At 68.0% G+C, this 19,861-nt stretch carries 16 protein-coding genes, 1 tRNA gene and 2 pseudogenes; 9 read left to right on the top strand and 10 right to left on the bottom strand.

Annotation, left to right across the window (positions count from 1 at the left end):
• Window positions 1-2: 2 nt before the first annotated feature.
• The 6 genes and pseudogenes from H074_RS12615 to H074_RS42465 form a co-directional block, all read right to left on the bottom strand.
• Window positions 3-1,466, bottom strand: a complete 1,464-nt coding sequence (locus tag H074_RS12615; protein ID WP_007030426.1) for a peptidoglycan D,D-transpeptidase FtsI family protein — start codon at window positions 1,464-1,466, stop codon at window positions 3-5.
• Window positions 1,463-2,941 carry an FtsW/RodA/SpoVE family cell cycle protein gene (locus H074_RS12620; RefSeq protein WP_007030427.1) on the bottom strand — a complete coding sequence of 493 codons (1,479 nt, stop codon included), beginning with the start codon at window positions 2,939-2,941 and terminating at the stop codon, window positions 1,463-1,465. Before H074_RS12620 ends, H074_RS12615 begins: the two co-directional genes overlap by 4 nt.
• Window positions 2,941-4,335 (bottom strand): PP2C family protein-serine/threonine phosphatase, encoded by a 1,395-nt coding sequence (locus tag H074_RS12625; protein WP_007030428.1) that lies wholly within the window; start codon window positions 4,333-4,335, stop codon window positions 2,941-2,943. The genes H074_RS12620 and H074_RS12625 overlap by 1 nt, the downstream gene beginning before the upstream one ends.
• Complete coding sequence (locus H074_RS12630; RefSeq protein WP_007030429.1) at window positions 4,332-4,799, bottom strand: FHA domain-containing protein FhaB/FipA; 468 nt, start codon at window positions 4,797-4,799, stop codon at window positions 4,332-4,334. Before H074_RS12630 ends, H074_RS12625 begins: the two co-directional genes overlap by 4 nt.
• A gap of 160 nt (window positions 4,800-4,959) precedes the next feature.
• Complete coding sequence (locus tag H074_RS42460; RefSeq protein WP_268744764.1) at window positions 4,960-5,229, bottom strand: FHA domain-containing protein; 270 nt, start codon at window positions 5,227-5,229, stop codon at window positions 4,960-4,962.
• A gap of 387 nt (window positions 5,230-5,616) precedes the next feature.
• Window positions 5,617-6,573: pseudogene (locus tag H074_RS42465) on the bottom strand (DUF3662 domain-containing protein); the annotation flags it as partial.
• 129 nt (window positions 6,574-6,702) lie between these two features.
• On the opposite strand from H074_RS42465, the gene H074_RS12640 reads away from it, so the two are divergent.
• From H074_RS12640 to H074_RS12650, 3 genes are all read left to right on the top strand, one after another.
• Window positions 6,703-6,785: transfer RNA gene (locus H074_RS12640), tRNA-Leu, on the top strand.
• Between the two features lie 207 nt (window positions 6,786-6,992).
• Window positions 6,993-7,604, top strand: a complete 612-nt coding sequence (locus H074_RS12645; protein ID WP_007030432.1) for a hypothetical protein — start codon at window positions 6,993-6,995, stop codon at window positions 7,602-7,604.
• Window positions 7,601-8,644 carry an ImmA/IrrE family metallo-endopeptidase gene (locus tag H074_RS12650; RefSeq protein WP_007030433.1) on the top strand — a complete coding sequence of 348 codons (1,044 nt, stop codon included), beginning with the start codon at window positions 7,601-7,603 and terminating at the stop codon, window positions 8,642-8,644. The genes H074_RS12645 and H074_RS12650 overlap by 4 nt, the downstream gene beginning before the upstream one ends.
• Window positions 8,645-8,712: 68 nt before the next feature.
• Here H074_RS12650 and H074_RS12655 read toward each other — a convergent pair whose 3' ends face one another.
• Window positions 8,713-9,087 (bottom strand): FKBP-type peptidyl-prolyl cis-trans isomerase, encoded by a 375-nt coding sequence (locus tag H074_RS12655; protein WP_007030434.1) that lies wholly within the window; start codon window positions 9,085-9,087, stop codon window positions 8,713-8,715.
• Window positions 9,088-9,280: 193 nt separating this feature from the next.
• Here H074_RS12655 and H074_RS12660 point away from each other — a divergent pair, with 193 nt between their 5' ends.
• The 3 genes and pseudogenes from H074_RS12660 (at window position 9,281) to H074_RS39230 (ending at window position 14,502) form a co-directional block, all read left to right on the top strand.
• A complete protein-coding gene (locus H074_RS12660) occupies window positions 9,281-12,517 on the top strand; it encodes a penicillin acylase family protein (RefSeq protein WP_235096741.1) in 3,237 nt (1,078 codons plus the stop codon).
• Window positions 12,518-12,542: 25 nt separating this feature from the next.
• Window positions 12,543-13,583: a trans-sulfuration enzyme family protein gene (locus tag H074_RS12665; RefSeq protein ID WP_007030436.1), complete on the top strand. Its 1,041-nt coding sequence runs from the start codon at window positions 12,543-12,545 to the stop codon at window positions 13,581-13,583.
• A gap of 78 nt (window positions 13,584-13,661) precedes the next feature.
• Window positions 13,662-14,502 (top strand): annotated as a pseudogene (locus tag H074_RS39230) (IS5 family transposase).
• A gap of 230 nt (window positions 14,503-14,732) precedes the next feature.
• On the opposite strand, the gene H074_RS42175 reads toward H074_RS39230, so the two are convergent.
• Window positions 14,733-15,680 (bottom strand): cold-shock protein, encoded by a 948-nt coding sequence (locus tag H074_RS42175; protein WP_007030439.1) that lies wholly within the window; start codon window positions 15,678-15,680, stop codon window positions 14,733-14,735.
• A gap of 162 nt (window positions 15,681-15,842) precedes the next feature.
• Here H074_RS42175 and H074_RS12685 point away from each other — a divergent pair, with 162 nt between their 5' ends.
• The 3 genes from H074_RS12685 (at window position 15,843) to H074_RS12695 (ending at window position 17,897) form a co-directional block, all read left to right on the top strand.
• Window positions 15,843-16,175 (top strand): hypothetical protein, encoded by a 333-nt coding sequence (locus H074_RS12685; RefSeq protein WP_007030440.1) that lies wholly within the window; start codon window positions 15,843-15,845, stop codon window positions 16,173-16,175.
• Window positions 16,176-16,625: 450 nt separating this feature from the next.
• Window positions 16,626-17,291 carry a hypothetical protein gene (locus H074_RS12690; RefSeq protein WP_007030441.1) on the top strand — a complete coding sequence of 222 codons (666 nt, stop codon included), beginning with the start codon at window positions 16,626-16,628 and terminating at the stop codon, window positions 17,289-17,291.
• A 3-nt stretch (window positions 17,292-17,294) separates the two neighbouring features.
• Entirely contained in the window at window positions 17,295-17,897 is a 603-nt protein-coding gene (locus H074_RS12695) for a class F sortase (protein ID WP_007030442.1), read from the top strand.
• Between the two features lie 79 nt (window positions 17,898-17,976).
• Here H074_RS12695 and H074_RS12700 read toward each other — a convergent pair whose 3' ends face one another.
• Window positions 17,977-18,981 carry a patatin-like phospholipase family protein gene (locus tag H074_RS12700; RefSeq protein WP_007030443.1) on the bottom strand — a complete coding sequence of 335 codons (1,005 nt, stop codon included), beginning with the start codon at window positions 18,979-18,981 and terminating at the stop codon, window positions 17,977-17,979.
• A gap of 72 nt (window positions 18,982-19,053) precedes the next feature.
• Complete coding sequence (locus H074_RS12705) at window positions 19,054-19,797, bottom strand: FadR/GntR family transcriptional regulator (RefSeq protein ID WP_007030444.1); 744 nt, start codon at window positions 19,795-19,797, stop codon at window positions 19,054-19,056.
• Window positions 19,798-19,861 lie beyond the last annotated feature (64 nt).

Below are 19,861 nucleotides of genomic sequence, written 5' to 3' on the forward strand. Positions count from 1 at the left end.
CGCTATCCACCCCCGAGCATGGCATTGACGGCGGCGCGGCCGATCTCCGCGGCCACGGTGCCACCGGTCGCTTCGAGCCCGCGGTTACCCCCGGACTCGACGACCACCGCGACGGCGATCTTCGGGTCCATCGCCGGCGCGAACCCGGTGTACCAGGCGTGCGGCGGGGTGTTCTTCGGGTCGTTGCCGTGCTCGGCGGTGCCGGTCTTGGAGGCGATCTGGATGTCGCCGCGTTTGCCGGCGCCCTTCGTGTTCTCCTCGGACGCCAGCATCATGTCGCGCAGGACCGCGGCGTTCGCACTGGACATCGCGGCGTCACCGGTCAGTTCGGTGGGGGTGTAGTCCTCGATGGTCGACAGGTTCGGCGCCAGCAGCGACTGCACGAGCTGCGGCTTCATCGCCATGCCGTTGTTCGCGATGGTGGCCGAGAGCAGGCAGTCCTGCAGGGGCGTCAGGCGCACGTCGCGCTGCCCGATGGCGCTCTGGAACAGGGCCGCCTTCGATTCGAGCGGACCGAGGGAGGAGGCGGCGACCCGCATCGGCACGGTCAGGTCCTCGCCGACACCGAAGTTCTTCGCCGTCGCGTTCAGCTTGTCCTTGCCGAGCTCGCCCGCGAGTTCGGCGAAGGGAACGTTGCAGGAGTACCGCAGCGCTTCCTTCAACGTGCTGCCCTTGCAGGCCGCGCCACCGTAGTTCTCCAGCGTCGTCTGCGTGCCGGGGAGTTTGACGTTGGGCGCGGTGTTGACCGGCATGTCCGCCGTCTTGCCGTCCTCGAGCGCGGCCGCGGTCACCAACAGCTTGGCCGTCGATCCCGGCGGGTAGGTTTCCGAGATCGCGCGGTTCAGCATCGGCTTCTTGGGATCGTCGCGCCACTGCCCCCAGGCCGCGATCTGCTCCTTGCCGACGTGCGAGGCGAGCTTGTTCGGGTCGTACGACGGCGTCGAGACCATGGCCAGGATGCGCCCGGTCTTGGGCTCCATCGCGACCACCGAGCCGGTGTAGCCCTTCTGCGTCATCAGGTCGTAGGCGGCCTTCTGCACGGCCGGGTTGATCGTCAGCCGCACGTTCCCGCCGCGCGGGTCTCGGCCGGTGACCATGTCCGACAGACGCCGCACGAACAGCCGCGGGTCGGAACCGTTGAGGACGTCGTCCTCGGACCGCTCCAGACCGCCCGAGCCGTAGTTGATCGAGTAGTAGCCGGTGACCGGTGCGTACATCGGGCCGTCTACGTAGGTCCGGATGAACTTGTACTTGTCGTTCGACGGGTCGACCTTCGCGAGCGCGGAGCCGTCGGGCGTCACGATCAGCCCGCGCTGGCGGGAGTACTCCTCGTAGAGCACCCGAAGGTTGCGCGAATCCGTGCGGTAGTCGTCGGCCTTGACCACCTGGATGTAGGTGGCGTTGGCGAGCAGGAGCACCACCATGACGAGCATGGCGACGCCGACCTTGCGGAGCGGGGTGTTCACGAAGCGCTCCCCTCACCGTTCGCGGACGGCCGCTGGACCATCACCGTGTGCGCTTCGGCGAGCGGCGCCTGGGGCTGCTGCGGCTTCGGCCGCACCGCGGGTTTACGGGCGGCGTCGGAGATTCGGAGCAGGAGGGCCACCAGAATGTAGTTCGCGAGCAGTGAAGAACCGCCGCGGGAGAGGAACGGGGCGGTGATCCCGGTGTTCGGGATCAGGTTCGTGACGCCACCGACGACGACGAAGATCTGCATGACCAGGGCGAACGACAGGCCGCCGCCGAGGAGTTTGCCGAAGGTGTCGCGGACCGCGAGGGCGCTGCGCATCCCGCGCATCGCCAGGATCAGGTACAGCATCAGCATCGCGGCGAGGCCGATGAAGCCGAGTTCCTCGCCGATCGCGGTGGTGATGAAGTCCGTCTTGGCCTCGGGGACCATGTCCGGCCGTCCGGCGCCGAGGCCGGTGCCGCCGACCCCGCCGGTCCCGAGCCCGAACAGACCCTGCGCGACCTGGTATCCGCCGCCCGCGTCGTCGTAGGTGGCGAGCGGGTCGATCCAGTTACGGACGCGCTGCTGGACGTGCGTGAACAGGTTGTAGGCGATGATCGCGCCGGCGGCGAAGAACCCGACGCCCAGCACCACCCAGATGATCCGCTCGGTGGCGACGTACAACATCACCAGCGTGACGCCGAAGAACAGCAGCGACGTCCCGAGGTCCTTCTCGAACACCAGCACGCCGAGGCAAGCGGCCGCCGCGATCAGGATCGGGCCGAGGTCACGGGCGCGCGGCAGCTCGACGCCGGCGATCTTCTTGCCCGCGACCATGAACAGGTCCCGTTTCGTCACCAGGAACGAGGCGAAGAAGATCATCAGCAGGATCTTCGCGAACTCGCCGGGCTGGATCGAGAAGAACGGCAGCTTGATCCAGACCTTCGCGCCGTTGACCTCGGAAAGGCTCGACGGCAGCACGGCGGGCAGCGCGAGCGCCACGATGCCGACCAGACCGCAGGTGTAGCCGTAACGGGTCAGCGTGCGGTGGTCGCTGATCACGATCAGCACCACCACGAACAGCACCAGCGAGATCGCCGTGAACAGCACCTGCTTGGTGACGTCCGGCGTGTACTCCTTGCCCTGCTGGACCGCGCGTTCCGCGAGCGCCAGGTCGATCCGGTGGATCATCACCAGACCGAGCCCGTTCAGCAGCGCGACACACGGCAGGATCACCGGGTCCGCGTACGGCGCCCAGCGGCGGACCGCCAGATGCGCCGCGGTCAGCACTCCGAGGTAGGACAGCCCCAGCCAGATGATCGAGCTGGTGAGCTCCTGCTCCTGGTTCGCCTCCACCAGCACGAGCGCGATGGTGACGATGAACGTCGCGAACGCCAGGAGGACGAGCTCCGTGCCGCGCCGCTTGGGCAGCTCGCGCGGAGGGTTCGTGGCGAACTGGGCCGAAGCCGGATCGGCGAGCGGCGTGCTCATCAGTTACCGCCCCCTGGTGCTGCCGGTTCCGGCGTCGAGCAGTCCCTCCCCGCTGGCTGGTTCGCCGAACTCGGCGAGGCGGGGGTCGAAGGAGGAGCCGCCGACGACGACACCGGAGGCGCCGACGAGGAAGGCGGCGTGGAGGTCGAGCCGGTGGCCGGCTTGCAGTCGGCCAGCTGCTTGTGCGGCCGCAGGAAGTCGTCGATGTACTTGCGGGCGTCGTCGAGGTTGTCCTTCTTGACGCCGTTCTTCACCGCGATCCGCGCGTCCTCCTGCAGTGCGGGCACCAGCAGCTTGTCGGTGCACAGTCCGCCCGGCGGGCACGAGCCCTGCTCGTAGGCGTGCAGGTCGATGCCGAGGATGCTGCCCGGGACGCCGCGGTAGATCACGACCTCCTCACCGGGGCCCTCGCCGACGTAGTACTGGCTCAGCACGAAATACCGCGTGGCGATCGCCGCCGCGGCCAGCACGATCAGGACGACCACCGCTCCCGCCAGCCAGCGAAATCGCCTCCGGCGCTTGACCTTCGGGTCCTCCTCTTGGGGCTGGACCTCGGGCCGCGGCTGCGGCGCGGGCTGGGTCAGCGCGCGGGCGCGGGCGGCGGGGGAGTCGCCCTGGTGGAACTCGTCGCTGCCGTCCCCGGCGGCGCCGCCCACGATGGGCGCGTCCTCACCGAAGTCGACGTCGACGACGTCGGCGATGATCACCGTGACGTTGTCCGTGCCGCCGCCCTTGAGCGCCAGCTCGATCATCCGGTCCGCGCAGGCCTGCGGATCCGGGATCTGGATCGCCTCGGAAAGCGTCTCGTCGCTGACCATGCCGGACAGGCCGTCCGAACAGATCAGGTAGCGGTCACCGGCGCGGGCCTCGCGCACGGTCAGGCTCGGCTCGACCTCGTGCCCGGTGAGCGCCTTCAGCAGCAGCGACCGCTGCGGGTGCACCGCGGCCTCTTCCGGCGTGATCCGGCCCTGTTCGAGAAGTTCGTTGACGAAGCTGTCGTCTCGCGTGATCTGCGAGAACTGCCCGCCGCGCATCAGATACGCCCGCGAGTCGCCGACGTGCACGACACCCATCCGCGAACCGGCGAACAGCACGGCGGTCAGGGTCGTGCCCATCCCGTCGAGGTCCGGGTCCTGCTGGACGAGTTCGGCGATGGCCGCGTTGCCGTTCTGGACGGCCTCACGCAGCTGAGCGAGGAGATCGTCGCTGGGATCGTCGTCGTCGAGTGGGGCGAGGGAGGCGATGACGACCTTGCTGGCCACCTCACCCGCGGCGTGACCACCCATGCCGTCGGCGAGGGCGAGCAGGCGGGGACCTGCGTACACGGAGTCCTGGTTGCTGGAACGCACCAGGCCCCGGTCGCTGCGAGCCGCGTAGCGGAGGACGAGAGTCATGGGCGAAGCTCGATCACCGTTTTGCCGATCCGGATGGGGACTCCGAGCGGGACCCGGAGGGGTGCCGTGACCTTAGCCCGGTCGAGGTACGTCCCGTTCGTCGAACCCAGATCTTCCACGTACCAATCCTCCCCGCGCAGGGCGATCCGGGCGTGCCGGGTCGACGCGTAGTCGTCGTCCAGCACCAGGGTCGAGTCGTCGGCGCGGCCGATCAGGATCGGCCTGCCGTCCAAGGCGATCCTGGTGCCTGCCAGCGCACCATGGGTCACGAGCAGCTGCTGCGGCGACTTTCCGCCGCGCGGCTTCTTGTTTTCCTTCTTCTTGCGACCGAACGTCGGGACGGCGACTCGCAGCCCGGAGGCCGCGTACAGATCCGAACGGACGACACGCAACGCGGCGAACACGAAGAGCCAGAGCAGCACGAGAAAGCCCACCCTGGTGAGTTGAACGACCAGCTCTGGCACTTGTTGTGTCCGCTCCCGTTTCTCCTGTGCGCCGCGGAGAGCCCGTGCCGTCCGGGATGGTCGGCTCCGAACGGCCCTGCTCTCCGCGTACGACCCGAGGTGCCGATCCACCACAGGTCCCGCACCGCAATTCTGCGATACCCCCTCCGGACGCCGCCGGTCAGCCCTGCGTACGGAACACGAGAGACGAGTGGCCCACGCGGATCACGTCGCCGTCGGCCAGCTGCCAGGTCTGCACCGGGGTGCCGTTGACGGTCGTGCCGTTCGTGGAACCGATGTCCGCGAGCGTCGCGCTCTGGCCGTCCCAGGTGATCTCCAAGTGACGGCGCGAGACGCCGGTGTCCGGGAGCCGGAAGTCGGCGTCCTGGCCGCGGCCCACGACGTTCCCGCCCTGCTTCAGCGAGTACGAGCGGTTCGAACCGTCGTCCAGCTGGAGGCTCGCGGTGAGCTGACGGCCGGCCGCCGGCTGGCCGCCGTAGCCGCCCCCCTGCGCGTACGGGTCCGCGGCGGGCTGGCCGTACTGCTGCTGGCCACCGCCGTACTGGTCGTAGCCGCCTTGCTGCTGGCCGCCGTACTGGTCGTAACCGGGCTGCTGTGCGCCGCCGCCGTAACCCTGGTCGTACCCGGGCTGCTGCTGGCCGCCGTACTGGTCGTAACCGGGCTGCTGTGCGCCGCCGCCATAGCCCTGGTCGTACCCGGGCTGCTGCTGGCCGCCGTACTGGTCATAGCCGGGCTGCTGTGCGCCGCCGCCATAGCCCTGGTCGTACCCGGGCTGCTGCTGGCCGCCGTACTGGTCATAGCCGGGCTGTTGAGCGCCGCCGCCATAGCCCTGGTCGTACCCGGGCTGCTGCTGGCCGCCGTACTGGTCATAGCCGGGCTGCTGTGCGCCGCCGCCATAGCCCTGGTCGTACCCGGGCTGCTGCTGGCCGCCGTACTGGTCATAGCCGGGCTGTTGAGCGCCGCCGCCATAGCCCTGGTCGTACCCGGGCTGCTGCTGGCCGCCGTACTGGTCATAGCCGGGCTGCTGTGCGCCGCCGCCATAGCCCTGGTCGTACCCGGGCTGCTGCTGGCCGCCGTACTGGTCATAGCCGGGCTGTTGAGCGCCGCCGCCATAGCCCTGGTCGTACCCGGGCTGCTGCTGGCCGCCGTACTGGTCATAGCCGGGCTGTTGAGCGCCGCCGCCGTAACCCTGGTCGTAGCCGCCCTGCTGCTGGCCGCCATAACCCTGGTCGTACCCGGGCTGCTGCTGGCCAGCCTGCTGTCCGTAGCCGTACTGGCCCTGCTGGCCGTACGGGTCACCCTGGTCGTATTGGCCGTAGCCGGGGGGCTGGCTCATTGCTGGGTCTCCTGCGTTGCTGGGTCGTGCCGACCGTGACGAGCCTTCGGCGCCGTGGGGCTTGACGTCGGGATCGACGGACGAACGGGTCTTGAACTGTCCAGTATGCAGCGCCTCGTTGCGCTCGAGCGAAACTACGACGTCACCATAGGTGTCCCAACCGTGCTCGGCGAGGTGTTCCTTGACCGCCTCCGCCAACACCGAGGTGACCCGACGCTCGTCTCCGGCCATACGTTCGTGATCAGCCTGCCCCAACGACACGATGTAGTGATTGGGGGCGAGCTGTCGACCACCGGCCAGCTCACGGACGTTTTCCTCGCTCTCGCGCTCGAGCGCCACCGCCACTTCCTGCGTGACGACGTTGCCACCGAACATGCGCGCGAAGGTATTGCCCACGAGGTTCTCGAGCCGTCTGTCAAAGCGTTCGACGCGGCCCACCGGGCAACCTCCTCACACGTGTGCTTCCCCGTCGATCCTATCCGGGAGCGGCCAGTCGGACACGGCCCCCGGTGAAACCCGCGAAATCCGCCTGCTACGCTTTGCGAGCTGTCAGAGAACGAAGCACTCGGGCGAGTGGCGGAATGGCAGACGCGCACGGTTCAGGTCCGTGTGTCCGAAAGGACGTGAGGGTTCAACTCCCTCCTCGCCCACCCGTAGTCAGAGGCCCCTTCGCTAGCGCGACGGGGCCTCTTTCGCGTTGGTCGTCGGTCGTCAGCTCCCGGGGGGCCGAGCCCCCCGGACCCCCACGGTGCGTCCGGCGGCGGTTGGCGAGTGGGTTCCCAGTTTAAGCGCTTCACGCTTGCTTTGAACACGTTTGTGCTGGTGGTTGCGTGTGCGCAGGCGGTATATTTTCTGGCATGTTTTCACATCCGCTGGCTGAGGACGTCCTGCGCGACCTTGGCGACAAGGTCGTCGGTGCTCTGGTCGACGCTACGAGTGCCACGAGGGCGGACTTGGCCGACTATCGCGATGCCTTCCCCGGCTGGGTCGCGGACAGCAGTGACCGTGGGCTTTCGAACTGGATACACGACCGGCTTTGGGCCCACCTCCGCCGACGGCTCACGGACGTCGATTCGGTCGAACTGGTGGACCAAGGCGTCACGCGCGAAATCACGGTCGGCCTCCGGTACCGCGCTCGGGTGAAGCGGCACACGGTGCGGGATCGCATCAGGTCCTACGCGACCAAGTCAGCCCTGGCCTTCTGGGCGCAATCCGACGCTCTGGAAGGATTGGAGGAGGTTCGCCTGGGCTTCGGCTATCGCTGGGATCCCGAAGAGCGAGTGATCGGCAGCACAATCGTCTCGCTGCGGGACGGACTGGACAAAGATGCGATCTGGGCCGTCGAGGTGGATGCTGGGGCGTCTGGCGTCGCCGGTACGGAATTCACCTGGACTCCTGTCGATCCGTCTCTGCCCCAGATCGACCTGTACGAGGCACTGGCCCCGAATGAGGAGGACGAAGCGACGTGAGTGGAATCGGCGATGTGCTGGAAACACTTCGCCGCGCCCGAGGGCTGACGCAGGAAGACTTGTGCGCGAAGGCCGAAGTCACGCAGGCGGCGTTGTCCCGTTACGAGAACGATCAACGCATGCCTGATGACGACGTGCTGAACCGGCTCGCGCGGTCGTTGGGTGTATCGACACGCTTCCTGACCCGGGATCACGCTGTTCGGGGTGCGCTCGCCGTGGACGCGCACATGAGACGCCAGCGAACGACGAAGGCTTCCGCCTGGCGAAGGCTCGAAGCACGACTGAACGCGTACCGGTTGCACGTCTCCGTGTTGTTCGAAGAGGTGTCGATGCGAGCGGAACAGTCCGTCCCCACGTTCGATCCGATCGATACGACCCCGGTGCAGGCGGCTCTGATGGTGCGTGCCCAGTGGCGACTGCCCGTCGGACCAGTACGCCATCTGGCGAGATGGCTCGAGGCCGCTGGTTGCGTGATCCTGGAGGAGGACTTCGGTACCTCGCGTATCGACGGGCTTTCTCAGTGGATCGGCGACCACCCCGTGCTGCTGATCAACGCGGCCGCCCCCATCGATCGCAAACGGCTCACCCTGGCTCATGAACTCGGCCATCTCGTGCTCCATAACGGGATCGCGACCGAAGATCCGGAGCGAGAAGCGAATGAGTTCGCCGCCGAGTTCTTGATGCCGGCACACGTGATCAAGCCGGATCTTCGTCCCGTGACGCTCGGACACCTCCGGGACATGAAGCGAGTTTGGGGAGTTTCGATGCAAGCGCTCTTCGAGCGTGCCTACTCACTCAAGCAGGTCTCGGCTCCAGACCGTACGAGCTTCTACAAGGCTATGAACGCTCGCGGGTGGAAGACGACCGAACCGGATGGCGACCGCCTGGCCCCGGAGACGCCGCAACTCATCACGGCGATCGGCGATACATTGCGGACCAAAGGTCTCACGGATGGCGAGATCGCCGAGCTGGCGGGTTTCTCGGAAGATTCCTCGGACAACCCGTTCGCTCGTCCAGCGCGGCGATTGCAAGCCGTGTGACTTTCGACTGACACGAGTCGGGCCCCGCTGGATCCATTATCCACCGGGGCCCGAGTTGATTCTGTGGGTCAGTTCACGCCGATCAGGTCGACGACGAAGATCAGGGTCTCGTTCGGCTTGATGACGCCGCCGGCGCCGCGTTCGCCGTAGGCCAGGTGCGGCGGGATGACCAGCTGGCGGCGACCACCGACCTTCATTCCGGCGACACCCTGGTCCCAGCCGGGGATGACCTGTCCCGCGCCGAGGCCGAAGCGAAGCGGCTCACCGCGGTCCCACGACGCGTCGAACTGGTCGCCGGTCGAGTGCGAGACACCGACGTAGTGCACCGAGACGGTGTCGCCGGCCTTCGCCTCCTGACCGTCGCCGACAGAGATGTCGGTCTTCTCCAGCTCGGTGGGCGCGGGCCCCTCGGGGCGGTCGATCTGGGGCTTTTGCAAAGACATGCCCAGGAAGATACGTGAAGCGAAGCTTCTCCGCTGAGGGTGGCGGTGGGGAGGAAGGGGAGTACCTGCGCAGGTCTTGGGTCCGCAGGGCGAGTGTTCCGCCGAACGGTGGCAAGAACGCGAATAGTCTTCACAAATTTGGATACCCGTGGGTAGTGTGCGCCTCGTCACTCTCCGACGACGGAGGTCTTTCATGCGACGAGGCATACGGGTCTTGACGACGCTGGCGGGGCTGACGCTCGTGGCGGGCACCGTCCCGGCACTCCAGGCGAACGCCGCGGAGGCGCCACAGAACTCCGTGGTGGCGGCCGCGCTCGACGACTACTGCGGCGGCCAGTGCGGCGACATCCTCCCGCCCGGCACCAAGGGGAACGCCACCCTCGCCGAGATCCTGGCGCACAAGGCGTTCGGCACCCGGCCCGCGCATTCGGCCGACCAGCTCGGCAAGTACGCCTCGCTCGCCGACGGCTACAAGACGCTGACCACGGACAAGATCAACCAGTTCTTCAACGACGCCTCGTTCGGGGTTCCGTCCGGGCAGGTCGAGAGCACGATCAAACCGCGTTCGGACGTGACGATCACCCGCGACAAGGCGACCGGCGTGCCCCGGATCGTCGGCACGACCAGGCCGGGAACGATGTACGGCGCCGGATACGCCGCCGCGCAGGACCGCCTGTGGCTGATGGACATCATGCGCCGCGTCGGCCGCGGCCAGCTGACCTCGTACGCCGGTGGCGCGCAGGGCAACCGCGAACTCGAGCAGAGCTTCTTCGCCTCGGCGCCGTACACCGAGCAGGAACTGCAGAAGCAGATCGACAACACCGCGGCCAGTGGCCCGCGCGGCGCACAGGGCAAGGCCGACGCCGAGGCCTACGTCCAGGGCGTCAACAAGTACATCTCCGACGCGCACAGCGGCCGCTACTTCCCCGGCGAGTACGTGCTCACCGGGCACGTCGACGCGATCACGAACGCCGGGACCATCGAACCGTTCAAGCTCACCGACCTCGTCGTCCTCGCCGCCGTCGTCGGAGCGCAGTTCGGTGCCGGCGGTGGCGGTGAGGTGCAGAACGCCATCGCGAAGATGGCGATGCAGGAGAAGTACGGTCTCGAACAGGGCGAAAAGGTCTGGAAGAGCCTCCGGTCCGAGGACGACCCCGAGACCGTCAAGACCCTCCACAATGGACAGGCTTTCGACTACGGCAAGGCGCCGTCGAACCCGCAGGGCGCCGCGATGCCGGACAAGGGTTCCGTCTCCGGGCAGCAGCTGGTCTTCGACCCGACCGGTTCCGCCGCGACGGCGACGCCCGCCAAGGTCGACGTCCCCGCGCCCGAGGACCAGAAGGCCGTCCGCGGCATCTTCGACGACGGCGTCCTGCCCGGCAACATGCTGTCGGAAAAGCACGGCATGTCCAACGCGCTGGTGGTCTCCGGCGCCAAGACCGCGAGTGGCCACCCGGTCGCCGTCTTCGGCCCGCAGGCCGGCTACTTCGCGCCGCAATTGCTGATGCTGCAGGAAATCCAGGGACCGGGCATCAGCGCCCGCGGCGCCTCGTTCGCGGGCATCAGCATGTACGTGCTGCTCGGCCGCGGCAAGGACTACTCGTGGAGCGCGACCTCGGCGTCGCAGGACATCGTCGACACCTACGCCGTCGAACTGTGCGAGCAGAACGGCACCGCGCCGACGAAGAACTCCGGCTTCTACCGCTTCCGCGGCCAGTGCCTGCCGTTCGAGATCGTCGAACGCAAGAACGCCTGGAAGCCCACGATCGCCGACGGGACGGCCGAAGGTTCGTACACGCTGCGCAGCTTCCGCACCAAGTACGGGCCGGTGACGAGCCGGGCGCTGGTCGGCGGCAAACCGGTCGCGTACGCGTCGCTGCGGTCGACCTTCCAGCACGAGATCGACACGATCATCGGCTTCCAGAAGTTCAACGACCCGGACGCTATCAAGTCCGCACAGGACTTCCAGGCCGCGGCGGCCGACGTCAACCAGACCTACAACTGGTTCTACGCCGACTCCCGTGACGTCGCGTACTTCAACTCCGGCTCGAACCCGGTCCGCAACCCGAACGTCGACCCGGCCATGCCGGTGAAGGCCGACGCCGGATTCGACTGGCAGGGCTGGAACCCCGACGGCAACCTCGCGAACTACACGCCGTCGTCGCAGCATCCGCAGTCGATCAACCAGGACTACTACATCAGCTGGAACAACGCCCAGGCAGGCGGCTACGCGGCCAGCGGCGCGGACAAGAGTTCCGTGCACCGCGGCGATCTGATCGACGCGCGGGTCAAGAAGCTGGTCTCCAGCGGCACCAAGGTCACGCGGGTGAACCTCACGCAGGCCATGGAGGAGGCGGCGCTGGCCGACCTCCGCGCGGAGAAGGTGCTGCCGGAACTGTTCAAGGTGATCGACAAGGCGCCGGTGACCGGCCCGGCCGCGGACGCGGTGGCGAAGCTGAAGACCTGGCTCGCCGCGGGCGGCCTGCGCTCGGAGACCTCGCCGGGCAGCAAGGCCTACGCGAACGCCGACGCGATCCGCATCATGGACGCCTGGTGGCCGCTGCTGGTCAACGCCCAGTTCAAACCCGGCATGGGCGACGCCGCCTACGCCGCGATGATCGGTGTGCTGAAGATCAACGAATCGCCTTCCGGCTGGCAGAACGAGGTGCCCGGCAAACACGTCGGCCAGTCGCACGCCGGGTCGTCGTACCAGGCGGGCTGGTGGGGCTACGTGCACAAGGACATCCGTTCGGTCCTCGGGCAGAACGTCGCCGGTCCGCTCGCCGTGAAGTACTGCGGTGGTGGTGACGTCAACGCCTGCCGTCAGGTGCTGCTCGACTCGCTGACGCAGGCGGCCGCTCAGCCCGCCAACACCGTGTACCCCGGTGACGGTGACTGCGCCGCGGGCGACCAGTGGTGCGCCGACACGATCATCCACCGCGCGCTCGGCGGCATCACGCAGGACAAGATGAGCACCCAGAACCGGCCGACCTTCCAGCAGGTCGTGGAGTTCCCGGCGAAACGCGGCGACGACATCGCCAACCTCGCCACCGGCCGGTCGGTGAGCGCGAGCAGCCACGAGACCGGCTGGTACAACTCGCCGCCGTCCAACGCCATCGACGTGAACCTGTCGACGCGCTGGGCGAGCGACTGGAGCGACAACCAGTCGATCACGGTGGACCTCGGCTCGGTGCGGAGCGTTTCCCGGGTGGTCCTGCAGTGGGAAGCGGCGTACGGGAAGGCGTACAAGGTGCAGGTGTCGCCCGACGGGACGAACTGGCGGGACGTGGCGTCCATAGTGGACGGAGACGGCGGGAAGGACAACCTCGCCTTCGAGGCGGTGGACGGCCGCTATGTCCGGATGGCCGGTGTCCAGCGCGGGACGAAGTACGGCTACTCCCTCTACGAGTTCGAGGTGTACGCCCACTGACGAGGGAACGGTTTACGGTGGCGGGGTGGACACGAACGACTGGTCACCCCGCACCCTCGCCGTCGCCGCCGGACGACCGGAGGGCCCTGGCGAACCGCTGAACGTCCCGATCGTCGCCGCGAGCACCTTCGACGCCGGCGCCGACCGCGCGTACTCGCGGCAGGACGGCACCCCGACCTGGGAGGCCCTCGAAGCCGCGATCGGCGCGCTCGAAGGCGGGCACGCCACCGCGTTCGCCTCGGGGATCGCGACGCTCAGCGCGGTCGTCGACACCTTGCGCGTCGGCGCGAAGGTCTGCGTTCCGACGTTCTCCTACGCGGGGTCGCGCGGCCTGCTCGCGCACGCGCACGGCACCGGCCGCCTGGTGGTGACCGAGATCGAGCCGGAAGACACGGCCGCCTGGGTCGCCGCCGCGGACGCCGACCTGCTCTGGCTCGAATCGCCGACCAACCCGACGCTCGACGTCATCGACATCGAGACGATCACCGCCGCCGCGAACGGCCTGGTCGCCGTGGACAACACGTTCGCCACCCCGCTCGGCCAACGGCCGCTGGACCTCGGCGCCGACATCGTCGTGCACAGCGCGACGAAACTCATCGGCGGCCACAGTGATCTGCTGCTCGGCTTGACCATCGCGGCCGACGAAGGCGTCGCGAAAGACCTGCGCGACGCGCGCACCAGGATGGGAGCGACGCCGGGAGCGCTCGAAGCGTGGCTGGCCCTGCGGGGGCTGCGGACCCTGCCGGTCCGCCTGGCCGAGCAGACGCGCACGGCGGCGCTGCTGGCGGCGCGGCTGGTCGACCACCCCGCGATCACCCGGGTGCGTTATCCCGGCTCCGGCACGATGATCGCGTTCGAACTCCCGGACGGGGAGACGGCGGACAAGGTCATCGGGTCGCTGCGGCTGATCCGCGCCGCCACCAGCCTCGGCGGGGTGGAGAGCCTGGTCGAGCGGCGGGCCTGGATGGCGGGCGACGCCCACGTGCCCGCCGGGCTCGTCCGGTTCAGCGTCGGGCTCGAAGACCCGGAAGACCTCTGGACGGATCTGGCCTCCGCGCTGGGCTAGCGCCTTAGACCTGGTCTCAAAACTTAAGGGTGTGTCACTGCGTAACCTGCCGGTCCTGGTCGTCGATCGTGGGCAGTCGTGGCGAAGACGACGCAGCAGCGGCGGGTCGAAGACCGGCTCTGGGAGCTGATCGAACCCCTGATCCCGTCCCGACCAGCGCCGCGCGGTCCGGGTGGGCGGCCCGGATCGATGACCGTGCCGCGCTAGAGGGGATCTTGTTCGTGCTCGACACCGGCTGCCGCTGGCGAGACCTACCCGAGCAGCTCGGATGCGGGTCCGGGCACACCGCGTGGCGGCGGTTACGTGAGTGGCAGGACGCCGGCGTGTGGGACCGGCTGCACCAGCTCGTGCTCGACGAGCTGTCCAACATCGACGAGCTCGACTGGACCAGAGGCTGCATCGACGCGGTGTCGGTGCGGTCGAAAAGGGGGGCGAGCTGACCGGCCGCAGCCCCACTGACCGGGGTAAAGCCGGCTCCAAGTACCACGTTCTGTGCGACGCGAACGGGCTACCGCTGCACATCATGTTGTCGGCGGCAAACACCCACGACAGCATGCTGTTCGAGCCGCTGCTGGACACGAACCCGACCGTGCGCGGCCACCACGGCTGGGCGGGTCGGCCACGATGCCGACCGGACAAGCTGCACGCCGACAAGGGCTACGACTACCGCCGCTGCCGCCGCTACCTGACCCGCCGCGGTATCAAGGTCCGTATCGCCCGGCGCGGGATTGAGGGCAAGTCCCGCCTCGGCCGGGTCCGCTGGGTCGTCGAACGCACCATCTCCTGGCTGCTGCGGTTCAAACGCCTCGGGCTGCGCTACGACCGGACCGAACGCACCACGCTGGCGCTACTCACGCTGGCCTGCACCGTGATCAACGTCCGCCGACTCATAAAGATCGAGCTCTGCGACCAGGTCTAACGCATCCATTCACTCGTATGGGATACATCGGTAGCTCTGTGTCGTTGGGTGGGGGTGACTGGTGAGCTTCTGAGCGCGGAGCAGGTCCTCGGGTCGGCACGGGGCCCCCGTCACCACGAGGGAGATCGATCTCCTGGAGGAGGCTGCAGCCGCGTTGCTGACGGCACCATCGACGGGGATGAACGAGCACTCTCGTCGGGAAGTGATCAGCCATCGGTGGGGCCGCCTCTTCAGAGGCGTTCGATGCGGTCGGCCTGCGGGCCCCGGTCGCTGTGACGCACCGCGTACCGGACCCGGTCACCCTTCTGCAGCGGCTCCGACCCCATGATCACGGACACGTGGGCGAAGAGATCGTCGCCGCCTGCGTCCGGGGTGATGAAGCCGAAGCCGCGGTCGCCGTCGTAGCGCGCGACGACGCCCTCGCCGCCTCGTACGGGCACGTCCCGCGCCGCCGGCCCTGCGGCCGCGGCAGGTGCCGACCGCTGCGGCGCCGTCTGGGGCTCGGTGCCCCGGACCAGGTGCACGTCGCGGGCCTGCGGGCCCTTGTCTCCACTAGCCACCTCGTAGGCGACGCGGTCGCCCTCCGCGAGCCACGTCAGCCCCTCGGCCAGGGCCCGGGCGTGAACGAAGACGTCCCCGGCGCCGGAGTCGGGGTTGATGAAGCCGAAGCCCTTGTCCTCGTCGTACCAGGCCACCGTGCCGTCGGCACCGTCCGCGATACCAGCCGCAGCGGGTGAGCCGGCCCCTGCTCCTAGCGGGATCACGTGCCCGGCCTGCGGGCCGCGCTCGCCTTCGACGATCAGGAAGGCCACCCGCTGCCCCTCGGTGACCACGCCGCCGGTCACGATGGCGGAGCTGTGCACGAAGATGTCGGCGCCGCCGCCGTCCGGCGACGCGAAGCCGTACCCCTTGCCCGGCTCGTACCAGTTGACGGTGCCGAGCAGGCCCACGGCGCTGCCGGTGGCCGCATCGGCGGTGACGCGAACACGCAGCGCCTGGGGCCCGCGGTCGTTCTCGCCGACCTCGAACACGACGGCCTGACCCTCGCGGAGCACTTTCGCGCCGCCGTCCCCGACGATCTCGGAGGCGTGCACGAACACGTCCGGCGAGCCGTCCTCGGGCGCGAGGAAGCCGAAACCCCGTTCGGCGTCGAACCAACGGACGGTCCCTTGCGGCATAAAAGGCTCCAGGTCGGGAGGGCGGGCACTGGCCCCCAGTCTCTCTGACAGACCTCCGGCCCGTCGGGCCGGGCCCACAGGCGGGCGGTGCGGAGCCAGGGGCGGGCCGTTGGTTCACCTAGCGACACGCCGAGTTTTGAGACCAGGTCTTAACCTGGACGCGTGGAGGAGACGAAACCGCCTCGGCGGCTCGGTCAATGGCTGTGGGGCCTGTTCTGGCTCCTGGTGCTCGGCTTCCTCGCGATCGTCGCGGCGGGTTTGCTGGCCGAACTCGCGGCGACGCCCTGCCCGAGTGACGAGGTTTGGGCGTGCGACGCGGAGAACCGGACCCTCGCCACCTTCATCCCCGGGATCGGGTTCGGCCTCGGCCTCCTGATCGCGGTGGTGGGCGGCGGTCGTGCGGTGCGGAAGCGGACGTCGCCGAAGCCCTGGCTGTTCGTCGCCGGCCTCCTCGGAGCCCTCTCCCTCGCCGTGGCCCTGTTCCTGGTGTTCTGATCGTGACCTTCGGGTTGCCGGGCACCCGTTTTCGTCTCCAAATGGTCAATACTTCACAGGCGGGTACCCCGAACGTGTGAACCGGCCGGCAACAACGGTTCGAGCCGCCACCGTGAGACACAGGTTCGCCCAGAAAAACCGTCGTTTTCGCGCCGTGCGACGGAAGAGGAAAAAACACTTCCGCATGACGACCGTTCCGGCCGTCCGGGTGTTAACATTCCTTCGTCGCCGCGAGATTTTCCCTCTGCTGAGCGACTTTCGGGCCCTTGTATCGGGTCGGGGCACCGTGCCGTTACCGGTTTTCCCGGTGGTTTTTGTCACTGCCTATTCGCTACAACCCACCTGTGCTTTTCCGGCAGTATCACGCTGTCACCCGAACGTGGGATTCCCCCGGGTGGTCGCACAGTGGGGGTCACTGTGCGTTGCGATGCTTTTCACTGGGAGATCACTTTGAAGAAGACGTTGGGCCGCCTCGCGGGCGCGGTGCTGGCCGGCGCCGTCATCTCGCTGGCCGTGACGCCGGTCGCGATGGCGCAGGACGAAACGACGACCACGCCTCCCGCGCCGACGAGCGAGACGCCCACCACGGCGCCCTCGCCTTCGTGGACGGGCGGCAAGGTGACGTCGGCTCCGCCGGAGTCGAGCGCCCCGGCCTCGTCGTCCTCGCAGCAGCCGACGCCGACCAGCAGCGGCAAGCCGACTTCCGGCAAGCCGTCGCCGACCTCCACCTCGGAGAAGCCGACCACCCCGCCGGAGGAGCCCTACGTCGACAACGTCGGCGCGGGCTACGTCGGCGAGAACGGTGTCGGCGCGCTGGTCATCGCCTGCGAGTCGGGCGAGCCGTCGAACGTTTCGGCGCCGGACTTCGACACGCTGTACAGCAACCAGGCCGAGGACGACGGTCGTTACTGGGTCTACATCGTGAAGGTCAAGAAGTCCTTCAAGGGCAACTCGAGCACCTTCACCTGGACCTGCGACGGCAAGGCCGGCAAGGGTGACATCGAGTTCGAGGCGCCCATCGGCGGCGGCGCGGCCACCCCGGGCAAGCCGGAGAAGCAGGTCAAGTACGCCCCCAAGGGCGGCATCGAGACCGGTTTCGGCGCCACCGCGGCCTGATCGATGTCGACCAAGTTCCTGAGGCGGGGTGGCCGCGCGGTCGCGGCCACCCTGATCCTTTCCCTCGCGCTGACCGGTTGCGGTTCCGAGGAACCGGCGCCCGCGGCACAGCAGGCCCCGGCGGAATCGACCGTTCCGGTCACGAAGCCGTTCGATGGCGTCCGGCCGACGAACGTGAAGATCCCCAAGATCGGCGCGGAGTCGAACCTGATCGCGGTCGCGATCAACAAGGACGGCAAGATGGCCGTCCCCTCGGCGAAGAAGCCGATGCAGGCCGCCTGGTACCAGCTTTCGCCGGTTCCCGGCGACGTCGGTCCGGCGATCGTGCTCGGGCACGTCGACGGCAACAAGCAGCCGGGCATCTTCTACAAGCTCAAGGATGTCAATCCGGGTGACGAGGTGCTCGTCGACCGCAGTGACGGCAAGAGCCTGAAGTTCGTGGTCGAAAAGAAGGACCAGGTCCCCAAGGACCAGTTCCCCGAGGACGCGGTCTACGGCAACACGGACAAGCCGCAGTTGCGGCTGATCACCTGTGGCGGTGTCTTCGACAAGGAAGAGCACAGCTACAAGGACAACATCATCGTCTACGCGAACCTGGTCGCCTGACGTGAGCTGAAAGCGTCCTTCACCGCATCCGATGCGGTGAAGGACGCTTTCGTCGCATCTGACGCGGTGAAGGACGCTTTCAGCCCAACCCGGCGCCAGGGAACGGGAACCCGCCCGGAGCCACCGCCTCGGGATCGACCCACTTCCGCATCCCCGCGTCACAGGCCGCGTAACCCCAGTTGATCAACCGCTCCTGCAGCACTTCGGGCTGTTTCGTCAGGCGCGTCGGGGTTTCCGCCAGCTTGTGCGTGAGATCGACAGGCGCCTTCAACGAATCGCCGAGCTCGAAATTCTCGAGATCGACGTAAGCCCCCCAGTAGGCACCCGTGAAATCCTGCTCCACATAGGACTTCAGCAGCGCACCCCGCCGCAGCTCGCGCACCTGGTTGTCGATCACGTCGAGGACACGCAGCAGTTGCCGCCCCCAGTCGCGTTTGACCCTGCGCTTGACCTTCATCCGCTTGCCCGCGTCGCTGACCAGCACCGTCGCGTGCCCCTCGACCGGATCCAGGCCGAGGTTGTCGTAGACGCCGGCGTCGCTCAGCACGATCTTGCGTTTCCGCTCGTCCGAATGCGGGTCGCGGATCACCACGGGCGAAAGCATCGGCGGGAAGGCCGAAGACGCGGCCACCGCGGTCGCGAGCGGGATGTTCCCGTGCGGTCCGTTCTGCCGGAAGAACCACCACAGCGCGCCGTCCTGAAGGTTCGTCGCGGTGAAGACGAACTGCGGACCGGCGGGGTCCAGATCCTTGAGACAGCAGTCGCCGAACAGGTGTTTCGCGTACACCCGCGCGAGTTCCTCGCCGGCGCTCCGCCACGGAACGGCCATGGCGAGCAAGGTGACCGGGATGTCGAGCCGCGTGCGTGCCAGGCTCCGGACCGGGACGACGACCTTGTCGTGGAAGTTCTCCGCGATCCCGTTTTCGAAGTTCAGGTCCGACCACGCGTGTGCGAGGACGCCCGCGGCGATCGAACCGCCCGAGACACTGGAGAACGTCGAGATCTTCGACAGCCAGCCGAGTTCGTTGAGCCGCCACAGGGCTCCGGTGTGGAACAACATCGCGCGATAGCCGCCGCCGGACAACGCGAGACCGACACCTTGGCGGGCCGTCGAAGGCCGCTTGGTAACCCCCACCTGAGCGAGTGTAGGGGTGGGTCAAGCGAGCAACGGCCGCAAGAGACGACGTTGCTCTTCGGGGACGTACTCGGCGTAGTTGTCGTAAAGCGCCTGCTTCGCCAGCCGCGACGCGCGCTCGCCGTCTGAGTCCCTGATCGCTCCCAGCACCTCTTCGTGATGCGCCAGCCACTTGCCCATCAACGCGGTCCGGTCGTCGGCGTGCTCCAGCTTGTCCTCGATGAGTTCCAGCACGACACCGCGGACGACCTCGCCGCTGATCACCAGCAGCGGATTCCCCGTCGCGCGGGCGATGGCCTCGTGGAACGCGACGTCCGCGTGGCTGAATTCGGCGAACCCCTTCGAGACGCCCGTGCGCATCGCCTCCAGTGCCGTGTCCAACTCGGCGAGATGGTCCTCGGTCCTGAGCTGCGCGGCGAGCAGATGTGCGGAACCGTCGAGGATCATGCGGAACTGCAGGAGTTCGGACAGCCCGAGGTGGTCGGCCCGCGCGAGCCGGTGCATCGACCGGTGCAACGCGGCGGGAGAGGCGGCGAGGACTTCCGGGCCGCGTGGATCGCCGGGCCGTGAGCGGATCATTTCCGCTGCTTGCAGCACCCGCAGCGCCTCGCGCACGGTCGAGCGGCCGACGTCGAACTGGACCATCAGCTCGCGTTCGCTCGGCAGCCGGTCGCCGGGTTTGATCCGGCCGCTGAACACGGCTTCCTCGATCTGTTCTACGACGCGCTGGTACGCGCGGACAGGGGCGACCGGCTCGAATTCCATCTTGACCCTGCCGTCTCGTCTGGTTTACTGGTCAGACCAGTCTACCGGTCAGGGGGCAGGATGA

This window comes from Amycolatopsis decaplanina DSM 44594, from assembly GCF_000342005.1.
GTDB classification, from domain to species: domain Bacteria; phylum Actinomycetota; class Actinomycetes; order Mycobacteriales; family Pseudonocardiaceae; genus Amycolatopsis; species Amycolatopsis decaplanina.

What these genes read in the sequence shown, in the direction of transcription:
- H074_RS12620 (WP_007030427.1), bottom strand. Translation starts at nt 2,941, where the DNA reads ATGAGCACGCCGCTCGCCGATCCGGCTTCGGCCCAGTTCGCCACGAAC.
- H074_RS12625 (WP_007030428.1), bottom strand. Translation starts at nt 4,335, where the DNA reads ATGACTCTCGTCCTCCGCTACGCGGCTCGCAGCGACCGGGGCCTGGTG.
- H074_RS12645 (WP_007030432.1), top strand. Translation starts at nt 6,993, where the DNA reads ATGTTTTCACATCCGCTGGCTGAGGACGTCCTGCGCGACCTTGGCGAC.
- H074_RS12655 (WP_007030434.1), bottom strand. Translation starts at nt 9,087, where the DNA reads ATGTCTTTGCAAAAGCCCCAGATCGACCGCCCCGAGGGGCCCGCGCCC.
- H074_RS12660 (WP_235096741.1), top strand. Translation starts at nt 9,281, where the DNA reads ATGCGACGAGGCATACGGGTCTTGACGACGCTGGCGGGGCTGACGCTC.
- H074_RS42175 (WP_007030439.1), bottom strand. Translation starts at nt 15,680, where the DNA reads ATGCCGCAAGGGACCGTCCGTTGGTTCGACGCCGAACGGGGTTTCGGC.
- H074_RS12695 (WP_007030442.1), top strand. Translation starts at nt 17,295, where the DNA reads ATGTCGACCAAGTTCCTGAGGCGGGGTGGCCGCGCGGTCGCGGCCACC.
- H074_RS12705 (WP_007030444.1), bottom strand. Translation starts at nt 19,797, where the DNA reads ATGGAATTCGAGCCGGTCGCCCCTGTCCGCGCGTACCAGCGCGTCGTA.